The organism is Pseudomonas fluorescens (genome assembly GCF_002837185.1).
Taxonomy (GTDB): domain Bacteria; phylum Pseudomonadota; class Gammaproteobacteria; order Pseudomonadales; family Pseudomonadaceae; genus Aquipseudomonas; species Aquipseudomonas fluorescens_AM.
In genome coordinates this window covers 1-22,636 of sequence record NZ_KZ478008.1, presented here as the reverse complement: position 1 = coordinate 22,636, position 22,636 = coordinate 1, and the positions used below count along the sequence as shown (strand labels likewise).

General features: G+C 62.4%; 19 protein-coding genes. 11 read left to right on the top strand and 8 right to left on the bottom strand.

The window, feature by feature from the left end; genetic code table 11:
• The first annotated feature begins 58 nt into the window (after positions 1-58).
• From cobW to CIB54_RS19750, 4 genes are read left to right on the top strand one after another with little or no spacing between them, the layout of a single operon-like run.
• Positions 59-1,132 carry a cobalamin biosynthesis protein CobW gene (gene cobW, locus CIB54_RS19765; RefSeq protein ID WP_065949645.1) on the top strand — a complete coding sequence of 358 codons (1,074 nt, stop codon included), beginning with the start codon at positions 59-61 and terminating at the stop codon, positions 1,130-1,132.
• 2 nt (positions 1,133-1,134) lie between these two features.
• Entirely contained in the window at positions 1,135-4,896 is a 3,762-nt protein-coding gene (cobN, locus tag CIB54_RS19760) for a cobaltochelatase subunit CobN (protein ID WP_101220727.1), read from the top strand.
• On the top strand, positions 4,896-5,894 hold the full coding sequence (locus CIB54_RS19755; protein WP_101220726.1) for a magnesium chelatase ATPase subunit I: 999 nt from the start codon (positions 4,896-4,898) through the stop codon (positions 5,892-5,894). The genes cobN and CIB54_RS19755 overlap by 1 nt, the downstream gene beginning before the upstream one ends.
• A 53-nt stretch (positions 5,895-5,947) precedes the next feature.
• Positions 5,948-6,550 carry a vWA domain-containing protein gene (locus CIB54_RS19750; protein WP_101220752.1) on the top strand — a complete coding sequence of 201 codons (603 nt, stop codon included), beginning with the start codon at positions 5,948-5,950 and terminating at the stop codon, positions 6,548-6,550.
• Between the two features lie 108 nt (positions 6,551-6,658).
• Here the strand turns inward: CIB54_RS19750 and CIB54_RS19745 are convergent, their stop codons facing one another.
• Entirely contained in the window at positions 6,659-7,606 is a 948-nt protein-coding gene (locus tag CIB54_RS19745) for a DUF1853 family protein (protein ID WP_065949648.1), read from the bottom strand.
• 156 nt (positions 7,607-7,762) lie between these two features.
• Between CIB54_RS19745 and CIB54_RS19740 the strand changes: the two genes are divergently transcribed.
• Genes CIB54_RS19740 through pepN form a run of 6 tightly spaced genes read left to right on the top strand, consistent with a single transcriptional unit; the run spans position 7,763 to position 14,263 of the window.
• Positions 7,763-8,653 (top strand): NAD(+) kinase, encoded by an 891-nt coding sequence (locus CIB54_RS19740; RefSeq protein ID WP_057725186.1) that lies wholly within the window; start codon positions 7,763-7,765, stop codon positions 8,651-8,653.
• Positions 8,650-9,624, top strand: coding sequence for a metallophosphoesterase (locus CIB54_RS19735; RefSeq protein ID WP_420094163.1), 975 nt, complete (start codon positions 8,650-8,652; stop codon positions 9,622-9,624). Before CIB54_RS19740 ends, CIB54_RS19735 begins: the two co-directional genes overlap by 4 nt.
• Entirely contained in the window at positions 9,621-10,490 is an 870-nt protein-coding gene (locus tag CIB54_RS19730) for a rhomboid family intramembrane serine protease (protein ID WP_101220724.1), read from the top strand. Before CIB54_RS19735 ends, CIB54_RS19730 begins: the two co-directional genes overlap by 4 nt.
• Before the next feature lie 14 nt (positions 10,491-10,504).
• The gene (locus tag CIB54_RS19725) at positions 10,505-10,765 is read left to right on the top strand and encodes a YeaC family protein (RefSeq protein ID WP_065895393.1); all 261 of its coding nucleotides are present in this window, start codon (positions 10,505-10,507) and stop codon (positions 10,763-10,765) included.
• The gene (locus tag CIB54_RS19720) at positions 10,762-11,592 is read left to right on the top strand and encodes a DUF2797 domain-containing protein (RefSeq protein WP_191950973.1); all 831 of its coding nucleotides are present in this window, start codon (positions 10,762-10,764) and stop codon (positions 11,590-11,592) included. Before CIB54_RS19725 ends, CIB54_RS19720 begins: the two co-directional genes overlap by 4 nt.
• A gap of 13 nt (positions 11,593-11,605) precedes the next feature.
• A complete protein-coding gene (gene pepN / locus CIB54_RS19715; RefSeq protein ID WP_101220723.1) occupies positions 11,606-14,263 on the top strand; it encodes an aminopeptidase N in 2,658 nt (885 codons plus the stop codon).
• A gap of 190 nt (positions 14,264-14,453) precedes the next feature.
• On the opposite strand, the gene CIB54_RS19710 is transcribed toward pepN, so the two are convergent.
• From CIB54_RS19710 to CIB54_RS19680, 7 genes are all read right to left on the bottom strand, one after another.
• The gene (locus tag CIB54_RS19710; protein ID WP_101220722.1) at positions 14,454-14,855 is read right to left on the bottom strand and encodes a cupin domain-containing protein; all 402 of its coding nucleotides are present in this window, start codon (positions 14,853-14,855) and stop codon (positions 14,454-14,456) included.
• An 82-nt stretch (positions 14,856-14,937) separates the two neighbouring features.
• Positions 14,938-16,371 carry a MocR-like pyridoxine biosynthesis transcription factor PdxR gene (locus tag CIB54_RS19705; RefSeq protein ID WP_101220721.1) on the bottom strand — a complete coding sequence of 478 codons (1,434 nt, stop codon included), beginning with the start codon at positions 16,369-16,371 and terminating at the stop codon, positions 14,938-14,940.
• Between the two features lie 69 nt (positions 16,372-16,440).
• On the bottom strand, positions 16,441-17,208 hold the full coding sequence (locus CIB54_RS19700; RefSeq protein ID WP_065949655.1) for an SDR family oxidoreductase: 768 nt from the start codon (positions 17,206-17,208) through the stop codon (positions 16,441-16,443).
• Between the two features lie 22 nt (positions 17,209-17,230).
• Complete coding sequence (locus CIB54_RS19695; protein ID WP_101220720.1) at positions 17,231-18,298, bottom strand: phosphotransferase family protein; 1,068 nt, start codon at positions 18,296-18,298, stop codon at positions 17,231-17,233.
• A gap of 129 nt (positions 18,299-18,427) precedes the next feature.
• Positions 18,428-19,381, bottom strand: a complete 954-nt coding sequence (locus CIB54_RS19690) for a 2-hydroxyacid dehydrogenase (RefSeq protein ID WP_065949662.1) — start codon at positions 19,379-19,381, stop codon at positions 18,428-18,430.
• A gap of 141 nt (positions 19,382-19,522) precedes the next feature.
• Positions 19,523-19,957, bottom strand: coding sequence for a hypothetical protein (locus tag CIB54_RS19685; protein ID WP_065949657.1), 435 nt, complete (start codon positions 19,955-19,957; stop codon positions 19,523-19,525).
• A 41-nt stretch (positions 19,958-19,998) separates the two neighbouring features.
• Positions 19,999-20,511: a DUF4822 domain-containing protein gene (locus tag CIB54_RS19680; protein ID WP_065949658.1), complete on the bottom strand. Its 513-nt coding sequence runs from the start codon at positions 20,509-20,511 to the stop codon at positions 19,999-20,001.
• A gap of 553 nt (positions 20,512-21,064) precedes the next feature.
• On the opposite strand from CIB54_RS19680, the gene CIB54_RS19675 reads away from it, so the two are divergent.
• Positions 21,065-22,342, top strand: a complete 1,278-nt coding sequence (locus tag CIB54_RS19675; RefSeq protein WP_101220719.1) for a serine/threonine transporter — start codon at positions 21,065-21,067, stop codon at positions 22,340-22,342.
• Positions 22,343-22,636 lie beyond the last annotated feature (294 nt).

Sequence of the window (22,636 nt, the reverse complement as noted above, 5' to 3'; positions counted from 1 at the left end):
GCTGCTGCGCGCCGCCGCAGGGCCTGTCGTCCCGTATGCCCGCCCCAAAGGGCATCCGATGAAAACACTGGCCAAACTCCCCGTCACCATCGTTACCGGCTTTCTCGGCTCGGGCAAGACTACGTTGCTGCGTCATATGCTCGACAACGCCCAGGGCCGTCGCATTGCCGTGATCGTCAACGAGTTTGGCGAGCTGGGCATTGACGGTGAAATCCTCAAGCAGTGTTCCATCGGTTGCACCGAGGAAGAAGCCAATGGCCGCGTGTACGAACTGGCCAACGGTTGCCTGTGCTGCACCGTTCAGGAAGAGTTCTTCCCGGTGATGCGCGAACTGGTGGCCCGACGCGGCGACCTTGACCACATTCTCATCGAAACCTCGGGCCTGGCCTTGCCCAAGCCATTGGTCCAGGCCTTCCAATGGCCGGAAATCCGCAATGCGTGCACCGTGGACGCGGTGATTACCGTGGTCGACAGCCCGGCCGTGGCTGCCGGCACCTTCGCCGCGTTTCCGGATCAAGTCGATGCCCAGCGCAAACTCGACCCGAACCTGGACCACGAGTCGCCTTTGCACGAATTGTTCGCCGACCAATTGGCCAGCGCCGACCTGGTGATCCTCAACAAATCCGACCTGATCAGCGCCGAAGACCTGGCCCGCGTGCGCCTGGAAGTCGCTGAAGAGCTGCCGCCGGCGGTGAAGATCATCGAAGCCAGCAGCGGTCGCCTGCCGTTGGACGTGCTGATTGGCCTGGGTGCGGGCTCGGAGGAGCACATTGATGCTCGCCACAGCCATCATGATCATCACCACGACGGTGAGGACCCCCTTAATCACGACCACGATCACGACGCCTTCGACTCGATCTCAATCGACCTGCCTCAAGCCGACGAAGCCCTGTTGCTCGACGCCCTGACCCAACTGGTGGTGCAGCACGGCATCCTGCGCGTCAAAGGTTTCGCTGCGATCCCGAACAAGCCGATGCGCCTGCTGATCCAGGGCGTGGGCACGCGCTTCGACAAGCACTTTGACCGGGCCTGGGGCTTGGAAGAAGCACGCACCACGCGCCTGGTGCTGATCGGCCAGGAACTGGATGCCGCCGGCCTCGAAGCGCAACTGCGCGCTGCCCTCAGCGTTTAACCATGCACCTGCTCAGGACCCAGCCCGGTGGTTTCGTCGCGGACGACACTATCGCCGACCTTGGCCAAACCCCTGCCGAACTGGTGATCCTGTGCAGCGGCGATTCCAGCCTGGCGCTGCTCGCCGAAGCGGCGCAGCAGTTGCCCGAGGATTACCCCAGCCTGCGCCTGGCCAACCCGATGCAGGTGCAGAACCACGCCTCGGTCGACCTGTACGTCGATGAGGTGCTGCGCCACGCCAAGGTCATCCTGATTTCCTTGCATGGCGGCATCGGTTATTGGCGCTACGGCATCGAGCGCCTGGTGGAACTGGCCGAGCGCGGCGTCACGCTGATCCTGATGCCGGGGGATGATCGTCCGGACCCGGAACTCAGCGGCCTGAGCACCGTCGCTGCCGAACAGCGCGAGCGTCTGTGGCACTTTTTGCGCCAGGGTGGCCTGGGCAATGCGCTGGACTTTTATCACTGTCTGGCCAGTGCCCATCTGGGCCGCGACTATGCCTGGGCCGAGCCGCAAACCTTGCCGCGTACGGCGATCTATCACCCCCACAGAGCCAATGCCCGCCTCAATGACTGGCAGGCGGATTGGCGCGCCGACGTCCCCGTGGCTGCGGTGCTGTTCTACCGCTCCCACTTGCAGGCGGCCAATACCGGGTTTATCGATGTGTTCTGCCAGCGCTTGCAGGCAGCGGGCCTGAACCCGTTGCCCATCGCAGTGGCCAGTTTGAAAGAGCCCGGTTGCCTCACGGTGGTCGAGGACCTGTTGGACGAGGTGCAAGCCGCGGTGATACTCAACACCACAGGCTTTGCCCAATCCAGCCCGGAAGCACCGCACCTGCGCCCGTTTCGGCGCAATATCCCGGTAATTCAGGCGATCTGCGCCCAGGATAACCAACCCGGCTGGGAAGCCAGCGCACAAGGGCTCGGCCCCCGCGACCTGGCGATGCATATCGCCTTGCCAGAGCTGGACGGGCGCATCATCAGCCGGCCGATCAGCTTCAAGGACCTGGCCTGGCGTAGTGAGCGCAGCCAGTCGGACGTGGTCTGCTACCGCGCCGCGCCCGAGCGCATGGATTTTGTCGCCGAACTGGCGCGCCGCTGGGTCGAGCTGGCGCGACTGCCGAATGCGCACAAGCGTGTCGCATTGATCCTGGCCAATTATCCAACCCGCGACGGCCGTATCGGCAATGGTGTGGGCCTGGATACGCCGGCGGCAGCGCTGAACATCCTGCGCGCGTTGCAAGCCGAAGGGTACCCGGTGCCTTCCACCTTGCCGGACAGCGGCACCGCCTTGATCCACGCATTGCTGGGCGGCGTCACCAACGACCTGGACAGCCTCGACCTGCGCCCGTGCCATCAAAGCCTGGGCCTGGACGACTATGAAGCGATGTTCCAGCGCCTGCCTGAAGCCAATCGCCAGGCCGTGCTCGCGCGTTGGGGCGCACCGCATCAGGACCCGATGTGCCGCGACGGCCGCCTGATGATCGCCGGCCTGCGCCTGGACCAGACCTTCGTCGGTATTCAACCGGCGCGGGGTTATCAGGTTGATCAGAGCGCGGTGTATCACGACCCTGACCTGGTGCCGCCCCACGGCTATCTGGCGTTCTACTTCTGGCTGCGCCGAACCTACGGCGCGCATGCGCTGATTCATGTGGGCAAGCACGGCAATCTCGAATGGCTGCCCGGCAAGGGCGTGGGCCTGTCGGAAAACTGCTGGCCGGACGTGCTGCTCGGGCCGCTGCCGAATATCTACCCCTTTATCGTCAATGACCCGGGCGAGGGCGCCCAGGCCAAGCGGCGTACCCAGGCGGTGATCATCGACCACCTGATGCCGCCCCTGACCCGCGCCGAAACCTACGGCCCGCTACGCGACCTGGAATTGCTGGCCGACGAATATTACGAAGCGCAGTTGCTCGACCCGCGACGCGCGCTGGAATTGCAGAAAGACATCCTCAAGCTGGTGCGCGAAACCCGTATCGATCAGGAACTGGAGCTGGACGGCGAGGCCGATGCCGACATCTGGTTACCGCGCCTGGACACCTACCTGTGTGACTTGAAGGAATCACAGATCCGCGACGGCCTGCATATCTTTGGCGAGTCGCCAGCGGGGCGCTTGCGTATCGATACCTTGCTGGCCTTGCTGCGCATTCCCCGTGGCGATGGCCGTGGCGCGCAATCGAGCCTGTTGCGGGTGTTGGCCAAGGCGTTCGAGCTGGGTTTCGATCCGCTGGACTGCGCGCTATCAGAGCCGTGGACCGGGCGTCAGCCGGAAGTGTTGCGCAAGCTCGACGCACAGCTGTGGCGCACCGCCGGAGACACCCGCGAGCGCCTGGAGCTCTACGCGATGCGCTTGATCGAGCAGGCGCTGGAGGGGCCGCTGGAGCAGTTGGAGGAAGCCGGCTGGGAAGAGGTGAAGGCGGTGGTCGAAAGCTTGCGCATTGTCGTGGCGCCGCGCCTGGATGCCTGCGGCCCGGCAGAAATGCGCGGCCTGCTGGACGCCCTGGGTGGTCGCTTTGTGCCGGCCGGTGCCAGTGGCGCGCCGAGTCGCGGGCGCCTGGATGTATTGCCCACGGGGCGCAATTTCTTCACCGTGGATGTGCGCAACCTGCCGACCACCACGGCCTGGCGCATCGGGTTCCAGTCGGCCAATCTGCTGCTTGAACGGCACCTGCAGGACCACGGCGATCATTTGCGCCAGTTGGGCCTGTCGGTGTGGGGCACTGCCACCATGCGCACTGGTGGCGACGATATCGCCCAGGCCATGGCGCTGATGGGCGTGCGCCCGGTATGGGCCACCGGCAGCCAGCGTGTGGATGACTTCGAGATTCTGCCGATCAGCCTGTTGGACCGTCCGCGTGTCGACGTGACGCTGCGCGTCTCCGGCTTCTTTCGTGACGCGTTCGCCAACCTGATCCGCCTGTTCGATGCGGCGGTGCAAGCGGTGGCGGCCCTGGACGAGCCGGATGACATGAACCCGCTGGCCGCCAAGGTGCGCAGTGAGCGCCAAGCGCTGCTTGAGTCGGGCCTGGACGCAGCGTCCGCGGCGAAACAGGCCGGTTGGCGCATTTTCGGCGCCAAGCCAGGCGCCTATGGCGCGGGCGTGCAGGGTGCGATTGACGGTCGCCTGTGGCAAAGCCGCGAGGACTTGGCCGAGGTGTACCTCAATTGGGGTGGCTACGCCTACGGCGGCGCCGACGAAGGCACCGCTGCCCGTGGGCAATTCGCCCAGCGCTTGAGCCAGGTGCAGGCGGTGCTGCAGAACCAGGACAACCGCGAGCACGACGTGCTCGACTCCAATGATTACTATCAATTCCAGGGCGGCATGCTCGCCGCCGTGGAAACCCTGAGCGGCGACAAAGCCGCCAGCTATCATGGCGATCACAGCCAGCCGGACCTGCCGAAAATCCGCACCTTGAAGGAAGAGCTGAATCGGGTAGTGCGTTCCCGTGCGGCCAACCCGAAGTGGATCGAAGGCGTGAAGCGTCACGGCTATAAAGGCGCGTTTGAAATGGCTGCGACCGTGGACAACCTGTTTGCCTTCGACGCCACCACCGCGTTGATCGATGATCACCAATACGCGCTGCTCGCCGACGCCTACCTGCTCGACCCTGACACCCGCGCGTTTGTGCAACAGCACAACCCCGACGCCCTGCGCGACATGACCGAGCGCATGCTCGAAGCCCAGCAGCGCGGCATGTGGCAAGCGCCCGGCGCTTACCGCGAAGCGTTGGAAAACCTGTTGCTGGATATGGAAGAAGACAGTTGATGACCGATATTGCGCATTTCCCGCTGGCCGCCGTGGTCGCTGCCGATGAGCTGAAACTGGCGCTGTGCCTGAACGCGATCGATCCCAGGATCGGCGGTGTGCTGATCGAAGGCCCGCGCGGCATGGCCAAGTCCACCCTGGCCCGTGGCCTGGCGGACCTGCTCGCCAGCGGGCAGTTTGTCACCTTGCCCCTGGGCGCGACCGAGGAACGCCTGGTCGGCACCCTGGACTTGGACGCCGCGCTCGGCGAGGGCCGTGCACAATTTTCCCCCGGCGTGCTGGCCAAAGCCGATGGTGGCGTGTTGTACGTTGATGAAGTCAACTTGCTGCCTGATCATTTAGTCGATCTGTTGCTTGATGTGGCTGCCAGCGGCACTAACCTGATCGAACGGGATGGCATCTCCCATCGGCATGCGGCGCGTTTTGTGCTGATCGGCACGATGAATCCGGAAGAGGGAGAGCTGCGCCCGCAGCTGCTCGACCGCTTTGGCTTCAACGTGGCCTTGAGCGGGCAGACGTTGCCGGCCGAGCGTGGGCAGATCATCCGTCGTCGCCTGGATTTCGACAGTGACCCCGTCGCGTTCTGTGAACAGTGGGCGCTGCCGCAAGCCGCTTTGCGCGAACGCTGCACCCAGGCGCGCGCACGCCTTGACAGTATCGAGCTGGATGACCGTGCCCTGGAGCAGATTACCCAGCGCTGCTTTGCCGCAGGCGTGGACGGGATGCGCTCCGACCTCGTGTGGCTGCGCGGCGCCAGGGCGCATGCCGCCTGGCGCGGGGCCGGCGCTATCGCCGAGGAAGATATAGACGCGGTCGCGGAATTTGCCTTGCGTCATCGACGCCAGGAGCAGGCACCGGCGGCCAGTCCGCCCAACCAGGGCCAAGCCCCCCAACCCTCGGACCCCTCGCCGGGCCAGGGCCAATGGGGCGATATGCCCGCGCCGGCCCTGCCCACCGGGCCCCGCCGCGATGTTCCCGCCTGGCCAAAAAAGCCCTAGGCATTCGCCCTCGACCTGACGCGGGGGCGGATGCCCGACCCAAGGCAGGGCGGCTGGATAATGGCAGGCAAGGCAAGGCGCGCAGTGCGCGCCAGGGCCAAATCAACTGGCCGGTCACCTTGCTCGGCGGCAGGCCGCAACGCCGTGAAGATTTACGCTGGCAGGTGCGCAGCCGCTCTGCCCAGGAGCTGTGGCTGGTGATTGTCGACGCCTCGGCCTCCACCCGGCGGCACCGCGCGTTGAGCGATGCCAAGGGCCTGCTGGCGCAGGTGTTTGATGACGCCTACCGACAACGTGCGCGCCTGGCCTTGTTGACGGCCAGCGGGCAAGCGCCGAAGTGGCAGGTGCAAGGCTTGAAAGCGGCAAAAAGCCTGGCAGACTGGCTTGAGCCGCTCGGCGCCGGTGGCGGTACGCCGCTGCTGGCAGCCTTGACCGAGGCCGGGCATTGGTTGGTGGCACGGCGCAAGCGTTATCCGGCAGAGCTGCAGCGCTTGCTGGTGATTACCGATGGGCGGCTCAAGGTGATCGATGGGGTGCCGCTGCTGGCGTGCCCGGGATTGCTGGTGGATATCGAGCGCGGGCCGATCCGGTTGGGACGGGCGCGAGAGCTGGCTATTGGGTTGCAGCTGGATTATCGGCATATCGATGATGAGTAGTGCCTGGCCAGCCGCCATCGGGGGCAAGCCCCCTCCCACAAGGGAAACGCATTCCAAATGTGGGAGGGGGCTTGCCCCCGATGGCGATCTTGAATACACCGCAGATTATCAGCCCGCCCCCGGTACATTCGGCCAAAGATCGGCGACTAAAAACAGCCGCTCCGCTTCCTCCCACTCTTCACCGCTCTGCACCAGCCGCACCAGCAATTGCGCTGGCGCCATCGGGTCCAGGTGTGCCAGCCAGCCGCCCATCTGCTCCTCACTCCACACCTCAGCCGCGGGGTAATGCGCCGGTGCCAGCCACGCATGCCGGGGCAGGGGTTGCCAGCGGCCGACGGGGCGGGTGCTCACAAATTCCGGCCAATCGCGCTGATGCAACCAGCGCCCACGCAGATGCTGTGGGTGGGCGCCCACGGGCGAGTCGGCCTGGCCCGGCCACGGGTAAAGCAGATACCCGCCCAGCCACAGGTGCGCATCGAACTGCTGGATATCCAGCGCCGCCAGGGCCTCGCGGCTCTCCGGGCGCGCCGAGATCGGCAATTGATGCTGGGCCAGGTGGGCCAGCTTGCGGTCGAGCCGGTCATGGCAGCCGGGGCCGAGCCATTGCGCGGTGTCCTGGCCGTTGCCGTCCTGTGGACCAAGATAGAGCTTGATCGCCAATTCCAGGTGATGCACGCCGTCGCGGTCGCGCAGCAGCATATCCAGCTCGCCCAGGGTGTGCCCGGCACGGCGGATCGGCAGGTTGGCCGCCAGCAGCTCGACGCCGGGTGCATGCTGCACGGCGAACTGCCACAGGCGCTCATAGTAGAGCCCCAGGCGCCGGGTGCGCGCCAGGCTCAGCCAGTGCTGCAGCGCGCGGCTGTCCTGATCGAGCGCACGTAACCAGGCGTCGAGTACTTGCGGCGCCTGTACCCAGTCACTGCCCGCCAGCGGGTGGCGTTGCGGCCACGGCGTCTGTGCGAGCATTGGTGGCGCGAGCATCACCCACGCCAGGTCGCGCACCTCGGGGTGGCGCAGTTGGCGGGGCAGGGCGTGCAGGTCAGGGAACAGAGTCATGGTGCGAGCATAGCCTCTTGAGTCGCGTGCAGGTGCCTGGGAGCCGCCTGAGAACCATTGTCATCGCAGCCCGGCGGCGACAAAGGATTTTGCCTGACGCGGCCTTTCGCCCATAATCCTTTCTTTTTGCCACACCCCTATGCCCGCAGGAGCCCCATGGAGCAATTTCGCAATATCGGCATTATCGGTCGCCTGGGCAGTACCCAGGTGCTGGACACCGTCCGCCGGCTGAAAAAATTCCTGCTGGAACGCCACCTGCATGTGATCCTCGAAGACACCATCGGCGAAATCCTGCCGGGCCACGGCCTGCAGACCTCCTCGCGCAAAATGCTCGGCGAAGTGTGCGACATGGTCATCGTGGTCGGCGGTGACGGCAGCCTGCTCGGCGCGGCCCGTGCCCTGGCGCGGCATAACGTGCCGGTGCTGGGGATCAACCGTGGCAGCCTGGGGTTTCTCACCGATATTCGCCCCGACGAGCTGGAAGTCGAAGTGGCCAAGGTGCTCGACGGCCACTACCTGGTGGAAAACCGCTTCCTGCTGCAGGCCGAAGTGCGCCGCCACGGCGAAGCCATCGGTCAGGGCGATGCCCTCAATGACGTGGTGCTGCATCCCGGCAAGTCCACGCGAATGATCGAGTTCGAGCTGTATATCGACGGCCAGTTCGTGTGCAGCCAGAAGGCCGACGGCCTGATCGTCGCCACGCCGACCGGCTCCACCGCGTATGCGCTATCGGCGGGTGGCCCGATCATGCATCCCAAGCTCGATGCCATTGTGATCGTGCCGATGTATCCCCATATGTTGTCGAGTCGGCCGATTGTGGTCGACGGCAACAGTGAGCTGAAGATCGTGGTGTCCAAAGACATGCAAATCTATCCGCAAGTCTCCTGCGACGGGCAGAACCATTTCACCTGCGCCCCCGGTGACACCATCACCGTGAGCAAAAAGGCACAGAAGTTGCGCTTGATCCATCCGCTGGACCACAACTACTACGAAGTGTGCCGCACCAAGCTGGGCTGGGGCAGCCGCTTGGGGGGTGGAGGCGACTGATGCTCGATCCCGCGCGCAGCTACGACCTGATTGGTGACGTGCACGGTTGCGCCCACACGCTGGAGCACTTGCTCGACCGGATGGGTTACCACAAGCAGGGCGGCACCTGGCGCCATCCGTCGCGCATGGCGGTGTTTCTCGGCGATATCATCGACCGTGGGCCACGCATCCGCGAAGCGCTGCACATCGTCCACGACATGACCGAGGCCGGCCAGGCGCTGTGCATCATGGGCAACCATGAGTTCAATGCGCTGGGTTGGACCACGCCGGCACCGCCGGGCAGCGGCAAGCAATTTGTGCGCGAGCACAACCCGCGTCATGCGCGGTTGATCCAGGAGACACTGACGCAGTTCGAACAGTACCCGGCCGACTGGCACGACTTCCTCGGCTGGTTCTATGACATGCCGCTGTTTGTCGACGCCGGGCGTTTCCGTGTGGTGCACGCGTGCTGGGACGAGGGCTTTATCCAACCGCTGCTCGCGACCTTCCCGGATGGCTGCATCGATCAGCACTTCCTGCAGGCCGCCGCCGTACCGGGCAGTTTTGCCTGCAACGCATTCGATCGCCTGTTGCGCGGCACCGACATGCGCCTGCCGCACGGCCTCACCCTGACCGGTGGCGATGGCCTGACGCGTTCGTTCTTCCGCACCAAATTCTGGGAAGACGACCCGAAAACCTACGGCGACATCGTGTTCCAGCCCGACGCCTTGCCCGAGCCCGTGGCGCGCACGCCGTTGTCCTCCACGGAAAAGAACACCCTGCTGCGCTATGGCGTCGACGAGCCGTTGTTGTTCGTCGGTCATTACTGGCGCAGCGGCAATCCGGCGCCGATCCGCCCCAACCTGGCCTGCCTGGACTACAGCGCGGTGCTGTACGGCAAGCTGGTGGCGTATCGCCTGGACCAGGAAACCCGACTGGATCCGCATAAATTCGTCTGGGTCGACGTTGAGCGACCTGAGGTTATTCAATGAGTACCGTGGCTGTATTGCGCCTGCCCCTGAGTGTCGACCTGGGCGGTTTCGTCAAATTGCTGCACCGCATGCAGGTGCCCCATCGCGTCAGCGAGGAAGCGGGCGAGCAAGTGCTGTGGGTGCCCGAGAGCATCAGTGACGACGTGCGCGTGTTGTACCAACGCTTTCCCGCCGGCGACCCGGACCAGCAACTGGATATTCCCGAGCAGGCACCGGTTGCGCGCGCCAGCTTTATCCAGCAGGTTCGGCACAGTCCGGTCACGGCACTGGTGCTGCTGGCAAGCCTGATCGTTGGCGCGGTGACACTGCTCGGCGAAAACCTGCAGACCATGGCCTGGCTGACGTTCCTGCCGTTCCGGGTGCTGGGCGAGTACATCCAGTTCACGCCGTTGGCCGACAGCCTGGCGTCCGGGCAGTGGTGGCGGTTGGTCACGCCGATGCTGATTCACTTCGGCATCCTGCACCTGGCCATGAACGGCATGTGGTACTGGGAGCTGGGCCGACGCATTGAAGCGCGCCAGGGCGGCATCAACCTGCTGGGCCTGACCCTGTTGTTCAGCCTGGTCTCCAATTACGCGCAGTACGCTTACGGCGGTCCGGGCCTGTTTGGCGGTTTGTCCGGCGTGTTGTATGGCCTGCTCGGGCATTGCTGGATCTTTCAGTTACTCGCGCCCAACCCGGCGTATCGCCTGCCCCGTGGGGTGCTGGTGATGATGCTGGTGTGGCTGGTGCTCTGCCTGTCGGGGCTGGTCTCGATGATCGGCTTCGGTGAAATCGCCAACGCGGCCCATGTGGGTGGCCTGGTTATCGGTTGCCTGACCGGCTTGCTGGGCGGGTTGTACAACCGCCGCAAATCGCCTATTTGATAAGGAAGAGCCTTATGTCCTCTTTTGCTGAAATGATCGAAAACATCACCCCGGACATCTACGAGAGCCTCAAGCTCGCCGTGGAAATCGGCAAGTGGTCCGACGGCCGCAAGCTCACCGCCGAACAGCGCGAGTTGTCGTTGCAGGCGATGATCGCCTGGGAACTGCAGAACCTGCCCGAAGACCAGCGCACCGGCTACATGGGCCCGCAGGAATGCGCGTCGAAATCGGCACCGGTGCCGAACATCCTGTTCAAGTCGGATGCGATCCATTGATTGAAATCGGTCGCGGTGCAGTCAGCAAAATGTCGGCAAAACTCGGTGAGCCGACCGTTCAGTACGCGTTTCGCCTTGGCGACACCGAGGTGCCGGTCAACCCGTTGATCGGCACCTATATTCGCCTGGAATACCTCGGTGCGATTCATTGCAGCCATTGCGGCCGCAAGACCAAAAACAGTTTCAGCCAGGGGTATTGCTACCCGTGCATGACCAAGCTGGCCCAGTGTGACCTGTGCATCATGAGCCCCGAGCGCTGCCATTACGACGCCGGCACCTGCCGCGATCCGGGCTGGGGTGAAACATTCTGCATGACCGACCATGTGGTGTACCTGGCCAATTCGTCGGGGATCAAGGTCGGCATCACCCGTGCCACGCAGTTGCCGACCCGCTGGCTCGACCAGGGCGCCAGCCAGGCGCTGCCGATCATGCGTGTGGCCACGCGCCAGCAGTCCGGCTTTGTCGAAGATCTGTTTCGCAGCCAGGTGGCCGACAAGACCAACTGGCGTGCGCTGCTCAAGGGCGACGCGCAGTCCGTCGACCTCAAGCAGGTACGCGATGAGCTGTTTGCCGCCTGCGCCGAAGGCTTGCTCGGTTTGCAGGAACGCTTTGGCCTGCAGGCCATCCAAACCATTGCCGACGTCGAGCCGATCGAGATCCGCTACCCGGTGGAGCAGTATCCGGCCAAGATCGTCAGCTTCAACCTGGACAAGAATCCGATTGCCGAAGGCACGCTGCTGGGAATCAAGGGCCAATACCTGATCTTCGACACCGGCGTGATCAATATTCGTAAATACACGGCCTACCAGCTCGCCGTGCATCAGTAGAAGGATGCCACCCATGCGCACCGAACAACCGAAGATGATTTACCTGAAGGACTATCAGGCGCCGGACTACCTGATCGACGAGACGCACCTGACCTTCGAGTTGTTCGAGGACCACAGCCTGGTCCACGCGCAACTGGTGATGCGCCGCAATCCCGAGCGCGGCGCCGGTTTGCCGCCGCTGGTGCTGGATGGTCAGCAGCTGGAGCTGCTGAGCGTGAACCTCGCCGATCAGGCGCTGACGGAGGCTGACTACCAGTTGACCGACAGCCACCTGACCGTGCAGCCCAAGAGTGAAACCTTCACCCTCGACACCACGGTCAAGATTCACCCGGAAACCAACACCGCCCTGGAAGGCCTGTACAAGTCCGGCGGCATGTTCTGCACCCAGTGCGAGGCCGAGGGTTTTCGCAAGATCACTTACTACCTCGACCGCCCCGACGTGATGAGTGTGTTCACCACCACCGTGATCGCCGAACAGCACCGCTACCCGGTGCTGTTGTCCAACGGCAACCCGATTGCCAGCGGCCCCGGCGAAGACGGTCGGCACTGGGCGACCTGGGAAGACCCGTTCAAGAAACCCGCCTACCTGTTCGCCCTGGTGGCCGGTGACCTGTGGTGCGTCGAAGACAGCTTCACCACCATGACCGACCGCGAAGTCGCGCTGCGCATCTACGTCGAGCCGGAAAATATCGACAAGTGCCAGCACGCCATGACCAGCCTGAAAAAATCCATGCGCTGGGATGAACAAACCTACGGCCGCGAGTACGACCTCGACATTTTCATGATCGTGGCGGTGAACGACTTCAACATGGGCGCCATGGAGAACAAGGGCCTTAATATCTTCAACTCCAGCGCTGTGCTGGCCCGCGCCGAAACCGCCACCGACGCCGCACACCAGCGCGTCGAGGCCATCGTCGCCCACGAATATTTCCATAACTGGTCGGGTAACCGCGTGACCTGCCGCGACTGGTTCCAGTTGTCGCTCAAGGAAGGTTTCACCGTGTTCCGCGACTCGGGCTTCTCCGCCGACATGAACTCGGCCACGGTCAAGCGCATCCAGGACGTGGCGTACCTGCGTACCCACCAGTTCGCCGAAGACGCCGGCCCCATGGCCCATGCGGTACGCCCGGAGAGCTTTATCGAGATTTCCAACTTCTACACCCTGACGGTTTACGAAAAGGGCTCGGAAGTGGTCGGCATGATCCACACCTTGCTCGGCGCCGAGGGCTTTCGCAAAGGCAGCGACCTGTATTTCGAGCGCCATGACGGCCAAGCCGTGACCTGCGACGACTTCATCAAGGCCATGGAAGATGCCAATGGCGTCGACCTCAGCCAGTTCAAGCGCTGGTACAGTCAGGCCGGCACGCCGCGTTTGGCAGTGAGCGAGTCCTACGATGCGGCGGCCAGGACCTACAGCCTGACCTTCCGCCAGAGCTGCCCGGCAACCCCGGACAAGGTGGAAAAACTGCCCTTCGTGATCCCGGTCGAGCTGGGCCTGCTGGACGGGCAGGGCGCCGCCATCCCCCTGCGCCTGGCCGATGAGCCGACGGTTGGCGCTCCCTCACGAGTGATCTCGGTGACGCAAGCCGAGCAGACGTTCACCTTCGTCGATGTCGCTGAAAAACCGTTGCCTTCCCTGCTGCGCGGTTTCTCGGCGCCGGTGAAACTGAGCTTCGCCTACACCCGCGACCAACTGATGTTCCTGATGCAGCACGACAGCGACGGGTTCAACCGCTGGGATGCCGGCCAGCAACTGTCGGTACAGGTATTGCAGGAACTGATCGGCCAGCATCAGGCAGGGCAACCGCTCAAGCTCGATCAGCGCCTGATCGACGCGCTGCGCACGGTATTGAGCGACGAAAGCCTGGACCAGGCCATGGTCGCCGAAATGCTCTCGTTGCCGAGCGAAGCCTACCTGAGCGAAATCAGCGACGTGGCGGATGTGGAGGCCATTCACGCCGCCCGTGAATACGCCCGCAAGCAACTGGCCGAGAACCTGTTCGAAGGCCTGTGGCTGCGTTACCAGGCCAACCGTGAGCTGTCCAGGCAAACGCCGTACGTGGCCGAGGCCGAGCACTTTGCCCGGCGTGCCCTGCAGAACATCGCGTTGTCGTACCTGATGCTCAGCGGCAAGCCAGAAGTATTGACGGCCACCCTGGATCAGTTCGACACCAGCGATAACATGACCGAGCGCCTGACGGCCCTGGCCGTGCTGGTGAACTCGCCGTTCGAAGCGGAAAAAACCCAGGCACTGGCGGTGTTCGCCGAGAACTTCAAGGACAACCCGCTGGTCATGGACCAATGGTTCAGCGTGCAGGCCGGCAGCACCCTGCCGGGCGGGCTGGCGCGGGTCAAGGCGCTGATGGAGCACCCGGCGTTCACGATCAAGAACCCGAACAAGGTGCGCGCACTGATCGGCGCATTTGCCGGGCAGAACCTGATCAACTTCCATGCGGCGGATGGTTCGGGCTACCGTTTCCTGGCGGACCTGGTGATCCAGCTCAATACGCTGAACCCGCAGATTGCTTCACGCCAATTGGCGCCCCTGACGCGCTGGCGTAAATACGACGCCGCCCGGCAGGCGCTGATGAAGGCGGAGCTGGAGCGCATTCGTGGCTCGGGCGAGCTGTCCAGCGATGTGTTCGAGGTGGTCAGCAAGAGCCTTGCCTGACAATGTGGGAGGGGGCTTGCCCTGATGCCAGTCTGTAGGCGCGAGCTTGCTCGCGAAAAACTCACAGTCACCGCGTTCATTCAGAAAGCACGCGTTATCGTTGACGTTTTTCGCGAGCAAGCTCGCTCCTACAAAAAGCCAGGGCAAGCCCCCTCGCACAGTGATCAGAACGGGATTACTGATGTGCCGCTTATCGGGCAAGGGGCGTGAGCACCTCGGCCTTGTCATCCAGCACCATTACCACCAGCAGTTTGGCGGGCCGGGTCTGGCTGGCGTTGCTCGACTCGAAGTGCCGCGAACCGGCGGGCTCGTAGAACGAATCGCCGGTCTTGTAGGTAATGGCTTTCTCATCGTTGACCCGTGAGGTTATTTCGCCTTCCAGTACATAAGCCACGGCGGTGCCGGTGTGGCTGTGGGGCACGGTGGCCTGGCCGGGAGCGTAGTCCACGGTGAGCATGATGGTTTTCTTGCCGGGCACGTTGGCCAACGCGTGTTCCTGCAGCACCTTGAGCGTTTCCTGGTGGTACACCGGTTCGTGGGCGTAAGCGTTGAGCGAGGCCAGTATCGCGGCGGTGGCGAGCAATCGTTTCATGAGGCGTTCCATGGCGTTCGAGACCTGTTCACCCTACGCTCTGGAGCTGGGTCGACCAATGACCAATCCTGCGCAAAAGCGCCTAGCCAATCTGCCGCAGAATGTCGCGGACCTTGTCCAGCGCCGGGTCGATATCGAGGGTTTCGATGGCGCCGAAGCCGAGAATCAGCCCGGCGCGTGGCGCAGTGTCGTGAAAAAACACATCCAGGGGGTACAGCCCCACCTGCGCCTTGCGCGCCAGTTGCATCAGCAACGGGATATCCACCGGCACCTTGCACAGCGCGGCCAGATGGAACCCGGCCACCGTCGGCACCGCCTCGAACCAGGGCGACAGGTCTCCCGCCAGGCGCTGCAGAATCCGTTCGCGGCGCCCCGCGTACACGCTGTGACAGCGGCGAATATGTTTGAGCAGGTAGCCCTCGCTGATGAACTTGGCCAGCGCCCATTGCGGCAGGGTAGAGCTGTGCTGGTCGGTCAATTGCTTGGCCTTGAGTACTGCGCCATGGATCGCCGGCGGCAGTACCGCGTAGCCCAGGCGCAACTCGGGCAACAGGGTTTTGGAAAAGGTCCCGACGTAGGTCACCACGCCTCGCGTGTCCATGCTTTGCAGGGAGTCGGTGGGGCGGCCTTCGTAGCGGAACTCACTGTCGTAGTCGTCTTCGATGATGATTGCGCCGAGCGCGATGGCGCGGTCGAGCAGGGCTTCACGCCGCGCCGGGCTCATGGGCATGCCGAGGGGGAACTGGTGCGACGGCGTCACATAGATCAGGCGGGTGCCATCAGGGATCCGGTCGACCTGTATGCCCTGTGCATCGACCGGCACACTGGCGACCCTGGCCCCCATCGCCACGAACAACTGGCGCGCGGGGCTGTAGCCGGGGTCTTCCATGGCGACGATGCTGCCTGGCTCCAGTACCACGCGGGCGATCAGGTCCAGCGCCTGTTGCGCGCCATTGGTCACCACGATGTCCCCGGCGCGACCTTTCACCCCGCGGGAAAAGGCGATATGCCCGGCGATGGCCTCGCGCAGCGCCGGCAAGCCTTCCGGTTGACTGTAGAAACCACTGTTCCGGGCGATCTTGCGCAAGGCATCGAGCGTGCAGCGTCGCCATTCTTCCTGGGGAAATTGATTGCGCGTGGTTGCCCCGCCGATGAATTCGTAGCGCAGGATCTCGTCGCTGGCGGGATGATGCATGGGCGAGGCCAGTGCGGCCCATCTGCCCAGGTTGGCGGCGCAGGCCAGGTCGGTGGCGGTCTGCACGCGGTCAGGCTGAGGTGCCCACGCATTGACGAAGGTGCCCCGGCCAATCCTGCCGACCAGCAGGCCTTCATAGGTCAAGGTGGCGTAGGTGTCCGACACGGTTTTGCGCGAGACGCCCAGTTGCTCGGCGAGCAGTCGGCTGGGCGGCAATTGCGCGCCGGCTGAAAGGCGCCCGCAGGTGATGGCTTCGCGCAGTTGCTGGTAAAGCTGGGCAGCCAGGTCCTTGCGGCCGTTGATGACGAGGTGCAGTTCCATGTTTCATCCCGGGACAGATCGATCTGCGCCAAGGTTACGCGCAAATCGATCTGAAGAAACCAGTCGGGGTCAGGACAGGAAACCGCCGTCCACATTCAGCGACACCCCGGTGGTGTAGCTGGACGCATCGCTGGCCAGGAACAACACGGCGCCGGCCATTTCGCTGGGGTCGGCCACGCGCTTGAGCGGGATCTGCGCCAGGGCCATCTTCAGGATCGCGTCGTTCTTGACCAGCGCCGAGGCGAACTTGGTGTCGGTCAGGCCCGGCAGCAAGGCGTTGCAACGGATGCCGAACGCGGCGCATTCCTTGGCGAACACCTTGGTCATGTTGATCACGGCGGCCTTGGTCACCGAATAGATGCCCTGGAATACACCTGGGGAAATGCCGTTGATCGAGGCCACGTTGATGATGCTGCCGCCGCCGTTGTCGCGCATCAGCTTGCCGGCTTCCACTGACATGAAGAAGTAGCCGCGGATGTTCACGTCGACGGTCTTCTGGAACGCCCCGAGGTCGGTGTCCAGCACGTTGCAGAACTGGGGGTTGGTCGCGGCGTTGTTGACCAGGATGTCCAGGCGGCCGAACTGTTCACGGATGCCGGCGAACACTTGGGCGATCTGTTCCATTTCACCGATATGGCAGGCAATCGCAGTGGCCTTGCCGCCGTCGGCAATGATCGCGTCGGCAACGTGCTGGCAACCTTCCAGTTTGCGGCTCGAGACAATCACGTGGGCGCCTTGCTGGGCCAGCAACTTGGCGATGGCCTCGCCGATGCCGCGGCTGGCGCCGGAAACGAAAGCAATCTTGCCGTCGAGGTCGAACAGGTGGGTCTTGGACATGAGCGGTTCCTTGTGATTGTTGTCAGAGGGCGGATTTGCCGATGACCGCCAGGCTCATCTGCTCCAGCAGCGTGTTCATGTGGATGAACGGGGCAAAGCGTTTGTCCTGGGTCTGACCGTGGAAGAAACGGTAATAGATCTGCTGCACGATGCCGGCCAGGCGAAACAGCCCGTAGGTGTAGTAGAAGTCGAAATTGTCGATCCGGATGCCCGAACGTTCGGCGTAGTAGTCGACGAACTGGCGGCGGGTGAGCATGCCGGGCGCATTGCTCGGCTGGCGCCGCATGAGTTGCACGGGCGCAGGGTCGGCGGCTTCGATCCAGTAGGCAAGGGTGTTGCCCAGGTCCATCAACGGGTCGCCGAGGGTGGTCAGTTCCCAGTCCAGCACACCGATGATCTGCATCGGGTTGTGCGGGTCGAGGATCACGTTGTCGAAACGATAGTCGTTGTGCACGATGCTGGAGGTCGGGTGGTCGCCCGGCATCTTGTCGTTGAGCCAGGCGCGCACGGCTTCCCAGCGCGGGGCATCGGGGGTCAGGGCTTTTTCGTAGCGCTCGCTCCAGCCACGGATCTGACGCTCCACATAGCCATGCGGTTTGCCCAGGTCGGCCAGGCCGCAGGCGTTGTAATCGACCTGATGCAGTTCGACGAACTTGTCGATAAAGCTTTTGCACAGGGCTTGGGTGCGCGTCGCGTCCAGGCCCAGCTCGGCGGGCAGGTCTGAACGCAGGATGATGCCGTTGACGCGCTCCATCACGTAGAACTCCGCGCCGATCACCGACTCATCAGTGCAATGCACGTAGGCCTTGGGGCAATAGGGAAAGCCGTCTTTGAGCTGATTGAGAATGCGGTATTCGCGGCCCATGTCATGGGCGGATTTGGCCTTGTGGCCGAACGGTGGGCGACGCAACACGAATTCCTGGTCCGGGTATTCCAGCAGATACGTCAGGTTAGAGGCGCCGCCTGGGAACTGGCTGATCTTGACCGTGCCGTGCAGGCCGGGAATATGGGCCTTGAGGTAGGGATCGATCAGGCTGGCATCAAGTTCTTCGCCGGGGCGAATCTGGGTCGATTGGTCATTAAGCGCCATGCTTATCCCTTCTGCTTATTCTTAAGGCCTTGGACTATTGGCTAATCTAATGTGGGTCGCCGCCCAGCGACAAGGTCGGGACGGCTTAATAGGTCTGCGTGTTGAAGCAGGATCAGCGTGCCTGATCGGTCATTTATCGGGCGCCGGCAAGGCTACCGGCGTAAGTACCGGGCGACCGGCAAAGTATTCCACCAGATTGTCCGCGACCCGTTGCACGGTATCGTGGGTCGCTTCCGGCGACAGGCCGGCCACATGGGAGGTCAGCACGGTGTTGCTCAGGCGCTTGAGCGCGTCAGGTACCTTGGGTTCGTCGTCAAATACATCCAGCGCGGCGCCGCCGATGCGCCGCTGTTCCAGCGCAGCTACCAGGTCGGCGGTAACCACGACGCTGCCGCGGCCGATGTTGACCAAAAAGCCATGCGGCCCCAGGGCGTCGAGGGCGTGACGATCAATCAGGTGCCGAGTGCTGGCGCCGCCGGGCGTGGCCAGGATCAGGAAATCCGAGGTGCGCGCCAGTTCCACGGCAGTTGCACAATAGGTGTAGTCCACGTCATCGCGAGGTTGGCGATTGTGGTAACTCACTTCCATGCCAAAGCCCAGCGCCGCGCGCTTGGCGATCTCCAGGCCGACCGCGCCCAGCCCGAGAATGCCCAGCTGCTTGCCGCCCAGGGACGGGCGCATCACCTTCGGCCATTCGTGGCGGCGCACGGCGGCGTCAGTCTGGGTGATACCGCGCACCAGCGACAGCAGCAGCGCCATGGCGTGGTCGGCCACCGACGGCGCGTTCACGCCTGCACCGTTAGTCACCACAATTCCACGGTTGGCCGCTGCCTGCAGGTCAACATGCTCGTAGCCTGCGCCGATCACGCAGATGATCTCCAGCAGCGGCAGCGCGGCGATTTCTTCGGCATACAGCCCCAGTGGCCCACGGGTCAAAACAGCCTTGATCTGCCCGCCGTGAGCCTTGATCGCCTGCGCGCGTTCAGCGGGCGTGGGCGCCAGGATTACATGGAAATCATTGCTCTCGATGATTTGCAGGTATTCGTTGATGGTTTCAACCAGGACCAGAACGGTGGTGGGCATGGGCAGCTCTCCGGTGAGTTCGATGCCCGGATTATGCTGCATTTTCGCTGCATGAAATGCCGCAGGCCTGAGAAAGCGCCACTGATTTTGCGAAAAGTACGAGCGTCCCGGCGATTGCGAGACGCTGTTTACGCGCGCTGATTATTTGGCGGACGTGGTTTTTCGTACCTTGCTCTGTTCTGCCTCTACGATGTCCATGTAATCGTAGGTAGGAAAGAACTCCGTCCTGAACGGCCCCCACGCAGAGCGCTCGATCGCAAGATTCACTTCGCGCAGGCGTGAGGCGGGGAAGCGTAGAACGATGACGTGACCGATCCCCATGGCAATGTTCCAACTGACAATTTCTACCCCTTCAGGAGGAAACACTTTGAAGAATTCCTGCTCGGTGAGTTTCGCTCTTATTTCGTTCAAGTTGCGAGATTGATCATGCTTAAGAAAGACGGTCAACATGACGGCATTGTCAGCACTGGCGGCGACAGGTTTCCCAGGGGCGGAAGCCTGTGCATGAACGCCGGTTGAAACAAGGGTAGATAGCAGTAAAACAGAAGTTAATAAAGGCTTTAATAGTGCTTTCATTGGGTGAGGCCTTTTATGGAAGTTGTCTTTAGTCGTGGAGTTCACGGTTTAAGGCTGGGTGTTGGAGTGGTTTTTATTGAGCCTGTATAAGGCGCATGCACAACATATATTCGAACCAGTGGGTTGGAATCGATCATGTCGCGCGGCACTTCTCGGGAATAAGTGAATTCTTGAGTGTTCAGCGTCTCAAGTTTCCGGACAATGGTTCTTGTTGTCCCTTTATCGGGTATCAGGATATGGCTTTTTTTGTCACCGGTTACCATGAAGTAACCGCCCCCGCCGTTCTCGTACTTGGACAGCCCGGTATCGCTGTAGAAAAATTCATAGCGATTACGGTCAGGGTCCCACAGTGATAGGCCGACCACGCCTGGGTACTTGTCCTTCACGTCGATGTCCGGCGCACCCTCTACATAAACTTTTGTCGTCAGCCAGCGGGGGGATGTAGCCAGGGCCCTGGCGTCGGAGTGTTCGGCTGTCGACTGTGCCTGGCTGGTAAGTGGGGTGATTATTCCAACGAAAAGTAACAGGGTAAACAGTAGGTTGTATTTTTTCATGGAGTCGCTCCCGACGGATTCAGTGTTCGCTTTGTTGTCATTGTTTCAGAAAGACTGGTTGTTCGCGCTGGGTTGGAATATAGGCTTAACACGATGAGCGCTCAATATCTGGGCAAATCCTTGTAACAAAGGCGGCGGCTAATAAATTTATAGGGAGTGCGACGATGAACTATATGTAGGAAATAACTTACTTGGAGTGGTTAAATTAAAATAATAGTGGGTACCTGTCAGTGGATTGCAGTCGCAGAACATTGAGCGACTGGGCTGATTTAAACAGATCGAGTTGTGTGAGCGTGCCCATTTTCATCGCGCGTTACACCAGGCTGGCGGAATCGACGAATGAGGCGGGCAGCTCAGCGTGGCAGGTATGGCCTAAGCTCGACATCGACGACCAAAAGCCGCTCTCAAGCCTCTGCACTGCCTCGCCACTCCTCAGCTAAGCCTTTGCTTATTCTCAATAATCCCGGACAATCGCGCCCCTGTTGAGGTCGGGGCGCTGCCTGTCAGGTTTTTCTGACTCGTCCCGGCCGTGTGAATGCGGAGATCCGACCGGATGAATGATCAGGCCAATAGCGTCAACGATCGCTATGCAACGACACCTGCAACGCTCACTAGCTGGAGCCGCCAGGACACCACCTGGATGCTTGGGCTGTTCGGCACCGCCATCGGCGCCGGCACTTTGTTCTTGCCGATCAACGCGGGCCTGGGGGGCTTCTGGCCACTGGTGATCCTGGCGCTGCTGGCCTTCCCGATGACATTCTTTGCCCACCGTGGGCTGACCCGTTTCGTCCTGTCCGGCCGTGAAGGCTCCGACATTACCGACGTGGTCGAAGAACATTTCGGCCTCAAGGCCGGCGCCCTGATCACCTTGCTGTACTTCTTTGCGATCTTCCCGATCCTGCTGATCTACAGCGTGGCCCTGACCAACACCGTCAGCAGTTTCATGGAACATCAATTGCACATCATGCCGCCGCCGCGGGCAGTCCTGGCGTTCGTACTGATCCTGGGCCTGCTGGCGGTGGTGCGTTGCGGTGAACAGGTGATCGTCAAGGCCATGAGCCTGATGGTGTATCCGTTTATCGTTGCCTTGCTGTTCCTTGCCGTTTACCTGGTGCCGCATTGGAATGGCGGCATCCTCAGCACCGCCAGTGAGGTTCCGGCACCGTCGGCCTTGCTCAACACCTTGTGGCTGGCAATTCCGGTGATGGTGTTTTCGTTCAACCATTCGCCAATCATCTCGGCCTTTGCGGTGGACCAGAAGCGCCAGTACGGCGCACATGCCGACGAGCGCAGTTCACAGATCCTGTGCCGCGCGCACCTGTTGATGGTGGCGATGGTGCTGTTCTTTGTGTTCAGTTGCGTGCTGACCCTGTCCCCGGCGCAGTTGGCCGAGGCGAAGGCGCAGAACCTGTCGATCCTGTCGTACCTGGCCAACCATTTCGATAACCCGACCATTGCCTTCGCCGCGCCGTTGATTGCATTCGTGGCGATTGCCAAGTCGTTCCTGGGCCACTACATCGGTGCCAGCGAGGGCCTCAAGGGTCTGGTGCTCAAGACCGGTCGCCGTCCGGCAGCCAAGTCGCTGGACCGCATGACCGCCGCCTTCATGCTGGTGGTGTGCTGGATCGTCGCCACGCTGAACCCGAGCATTCTCGGCATGATCGAGACCCTGGGTGGGCCGGTGATTGCGTCGATCCTGTTCCTGATGCCGATGTACGCCATCCGCAAGGTGCCGGCCATGGCCAAGTACCGTGGGCAGGCGTCGAATGTGTTTGTCACGGCGGTGGGGTTGGTGGCGATTACGGCGCTGGTGTATTCGCTGATTGCTTAAGGTCTGACACAGTCTTCAAGCACTACAGAGATTCAAATGTGGGAGGGGGCTTGCCCCCCGATGCGGTGGTTCAGTCAATTCATAGGTGACTGACATACCGCCATCGGGGGCAAGCCCCCTCCCACATGTGTTTTGCGGTGTTGCTGATACTTTGTTCCAGGCATAAAAAACGCCGCGTACCTTGCGATACGCGGCGATCTCTTCAAGAGTATAGAGATTCAAGTGTGGGAGGGGGGCTTGCCCCCTCCCACATGTGTTTTGCGGTGTTGCTGATACTTTGTTCCAGGCATAAAA

Excerpts from the sequence above, each read along its gene's own strand:
- cobW (WP_065949645.1), top strand. The coding sequence starts at position 59 with ATGAAAACACTGGCCAAACTCCCCGTCACCATCGTTACCGGCTTTCTC.
- cobN (WP_101220727.1), top strand. The coding sequence starts at position 1,135 with ATGCACCTGCTCAGGACCCAGCCCGGTGGTTTCGTCGCGGACGACACT.
- CIB54_RS19755 (WP_101220726.1), top strand. The coding sequence starts at position 4,896 with ATGACCGATATTGCGCATTTCCCGCTGGCCGCCGTGGTCGCTGCCGAT.
- CIB54_RS19745 (WP_065949648.1), bottom strand. The coding sequence starts at position 7,606 with ATGACTCTGTTCCCTGACCTGCACGCCCTGCCCCGCCAACTGCGCCAC.
- CIB54_RS19740 (WP_057725186.1), top strand. The coding sequence starts at position 7,763 with ATGGAGCAATTTCGCAATATCGGCATTATCGGTCGCCTGGGCAGTACC.
- CIB54_RS19730 (WP_101220724.1), top strand. The coding sequence starts at position 9,621 with ATGAGTACCGTGGCTGTATTGCGCCTGCCCCTGAGTGTCGACCTGGGC.
- CIB54_RS19725 (WP_065895393.1), top strand. The coding sequence starts at position 10,505 with ATGTCCTCTTTTGCTGAAATGATCGAAAACATCACCCCGGACATCTAC.
- pepN (WP_101220723.1), top strand. The coding sequence starts at position 11,606 with ATGCGCACCGAACAACCGAAGATGATTTACCTGAAGGACTATCAGGCG.
- CIB54_RS19710 (WP_101220722.1), bottom strand. The coding sequence starts at position 14,855 with ATGAAACGATTGCTCGCCACCGCCGCGATACTGGCCTCGCTCAACGCT.
- CIB54_RS19705 (WP_101220721.1), bottom strand. The coding sequence starts at position 16,371 with ATGGAACTGCACCTCGTCATCAACGGCCGCAAGGACCTGGCTGCCCAG.
- CIB54_RS19700 (WP_065949655.1), bottom strand. The coding sequence starts at position 17,208 with ATGTCCAAGACCCACCTGTTCGACCTCGACGGCAAGATTGCTTTCGTT.
- CIB54_RS19695 (WP_101220720.1), bottom strand. The coding sequence starts at position 18,298 with ATGGCGCTTAATGACCAATCGACCCAGATTCGCCCCGGCGAAGAACTT.
- CIB54_RS19690 (WP_065949662.1), bottom strand. The coding sequence starts at position 19,381 with ATGCCCACCACCGTTCTGGTCCTGGTTGAAACCATCAACGAATACCTG.
- CIB54_RS19685 (WP_065949657.1), bottom strand. The coding sequence starts at position 19,957 with ATGAAAGCACTATTAAAGCCTTTATTAACTTCTGTTTTACTGCTATCT.
- CIB54_RS19680 (WP_065949658.1), bottom strand. The coding sequence starts at position 20,511 with ATGAAAAAATACAACCTACTGTTTACCCTGTTACTTTTCGTTGGAATA.
- CIB54_RS19675 (WP_101220719.1), top strand. The coding sequence starts at position 21,065 with ATGAATGATCAGGCCAATAGCGTCAACGATCGCTATGCAACGACACCT.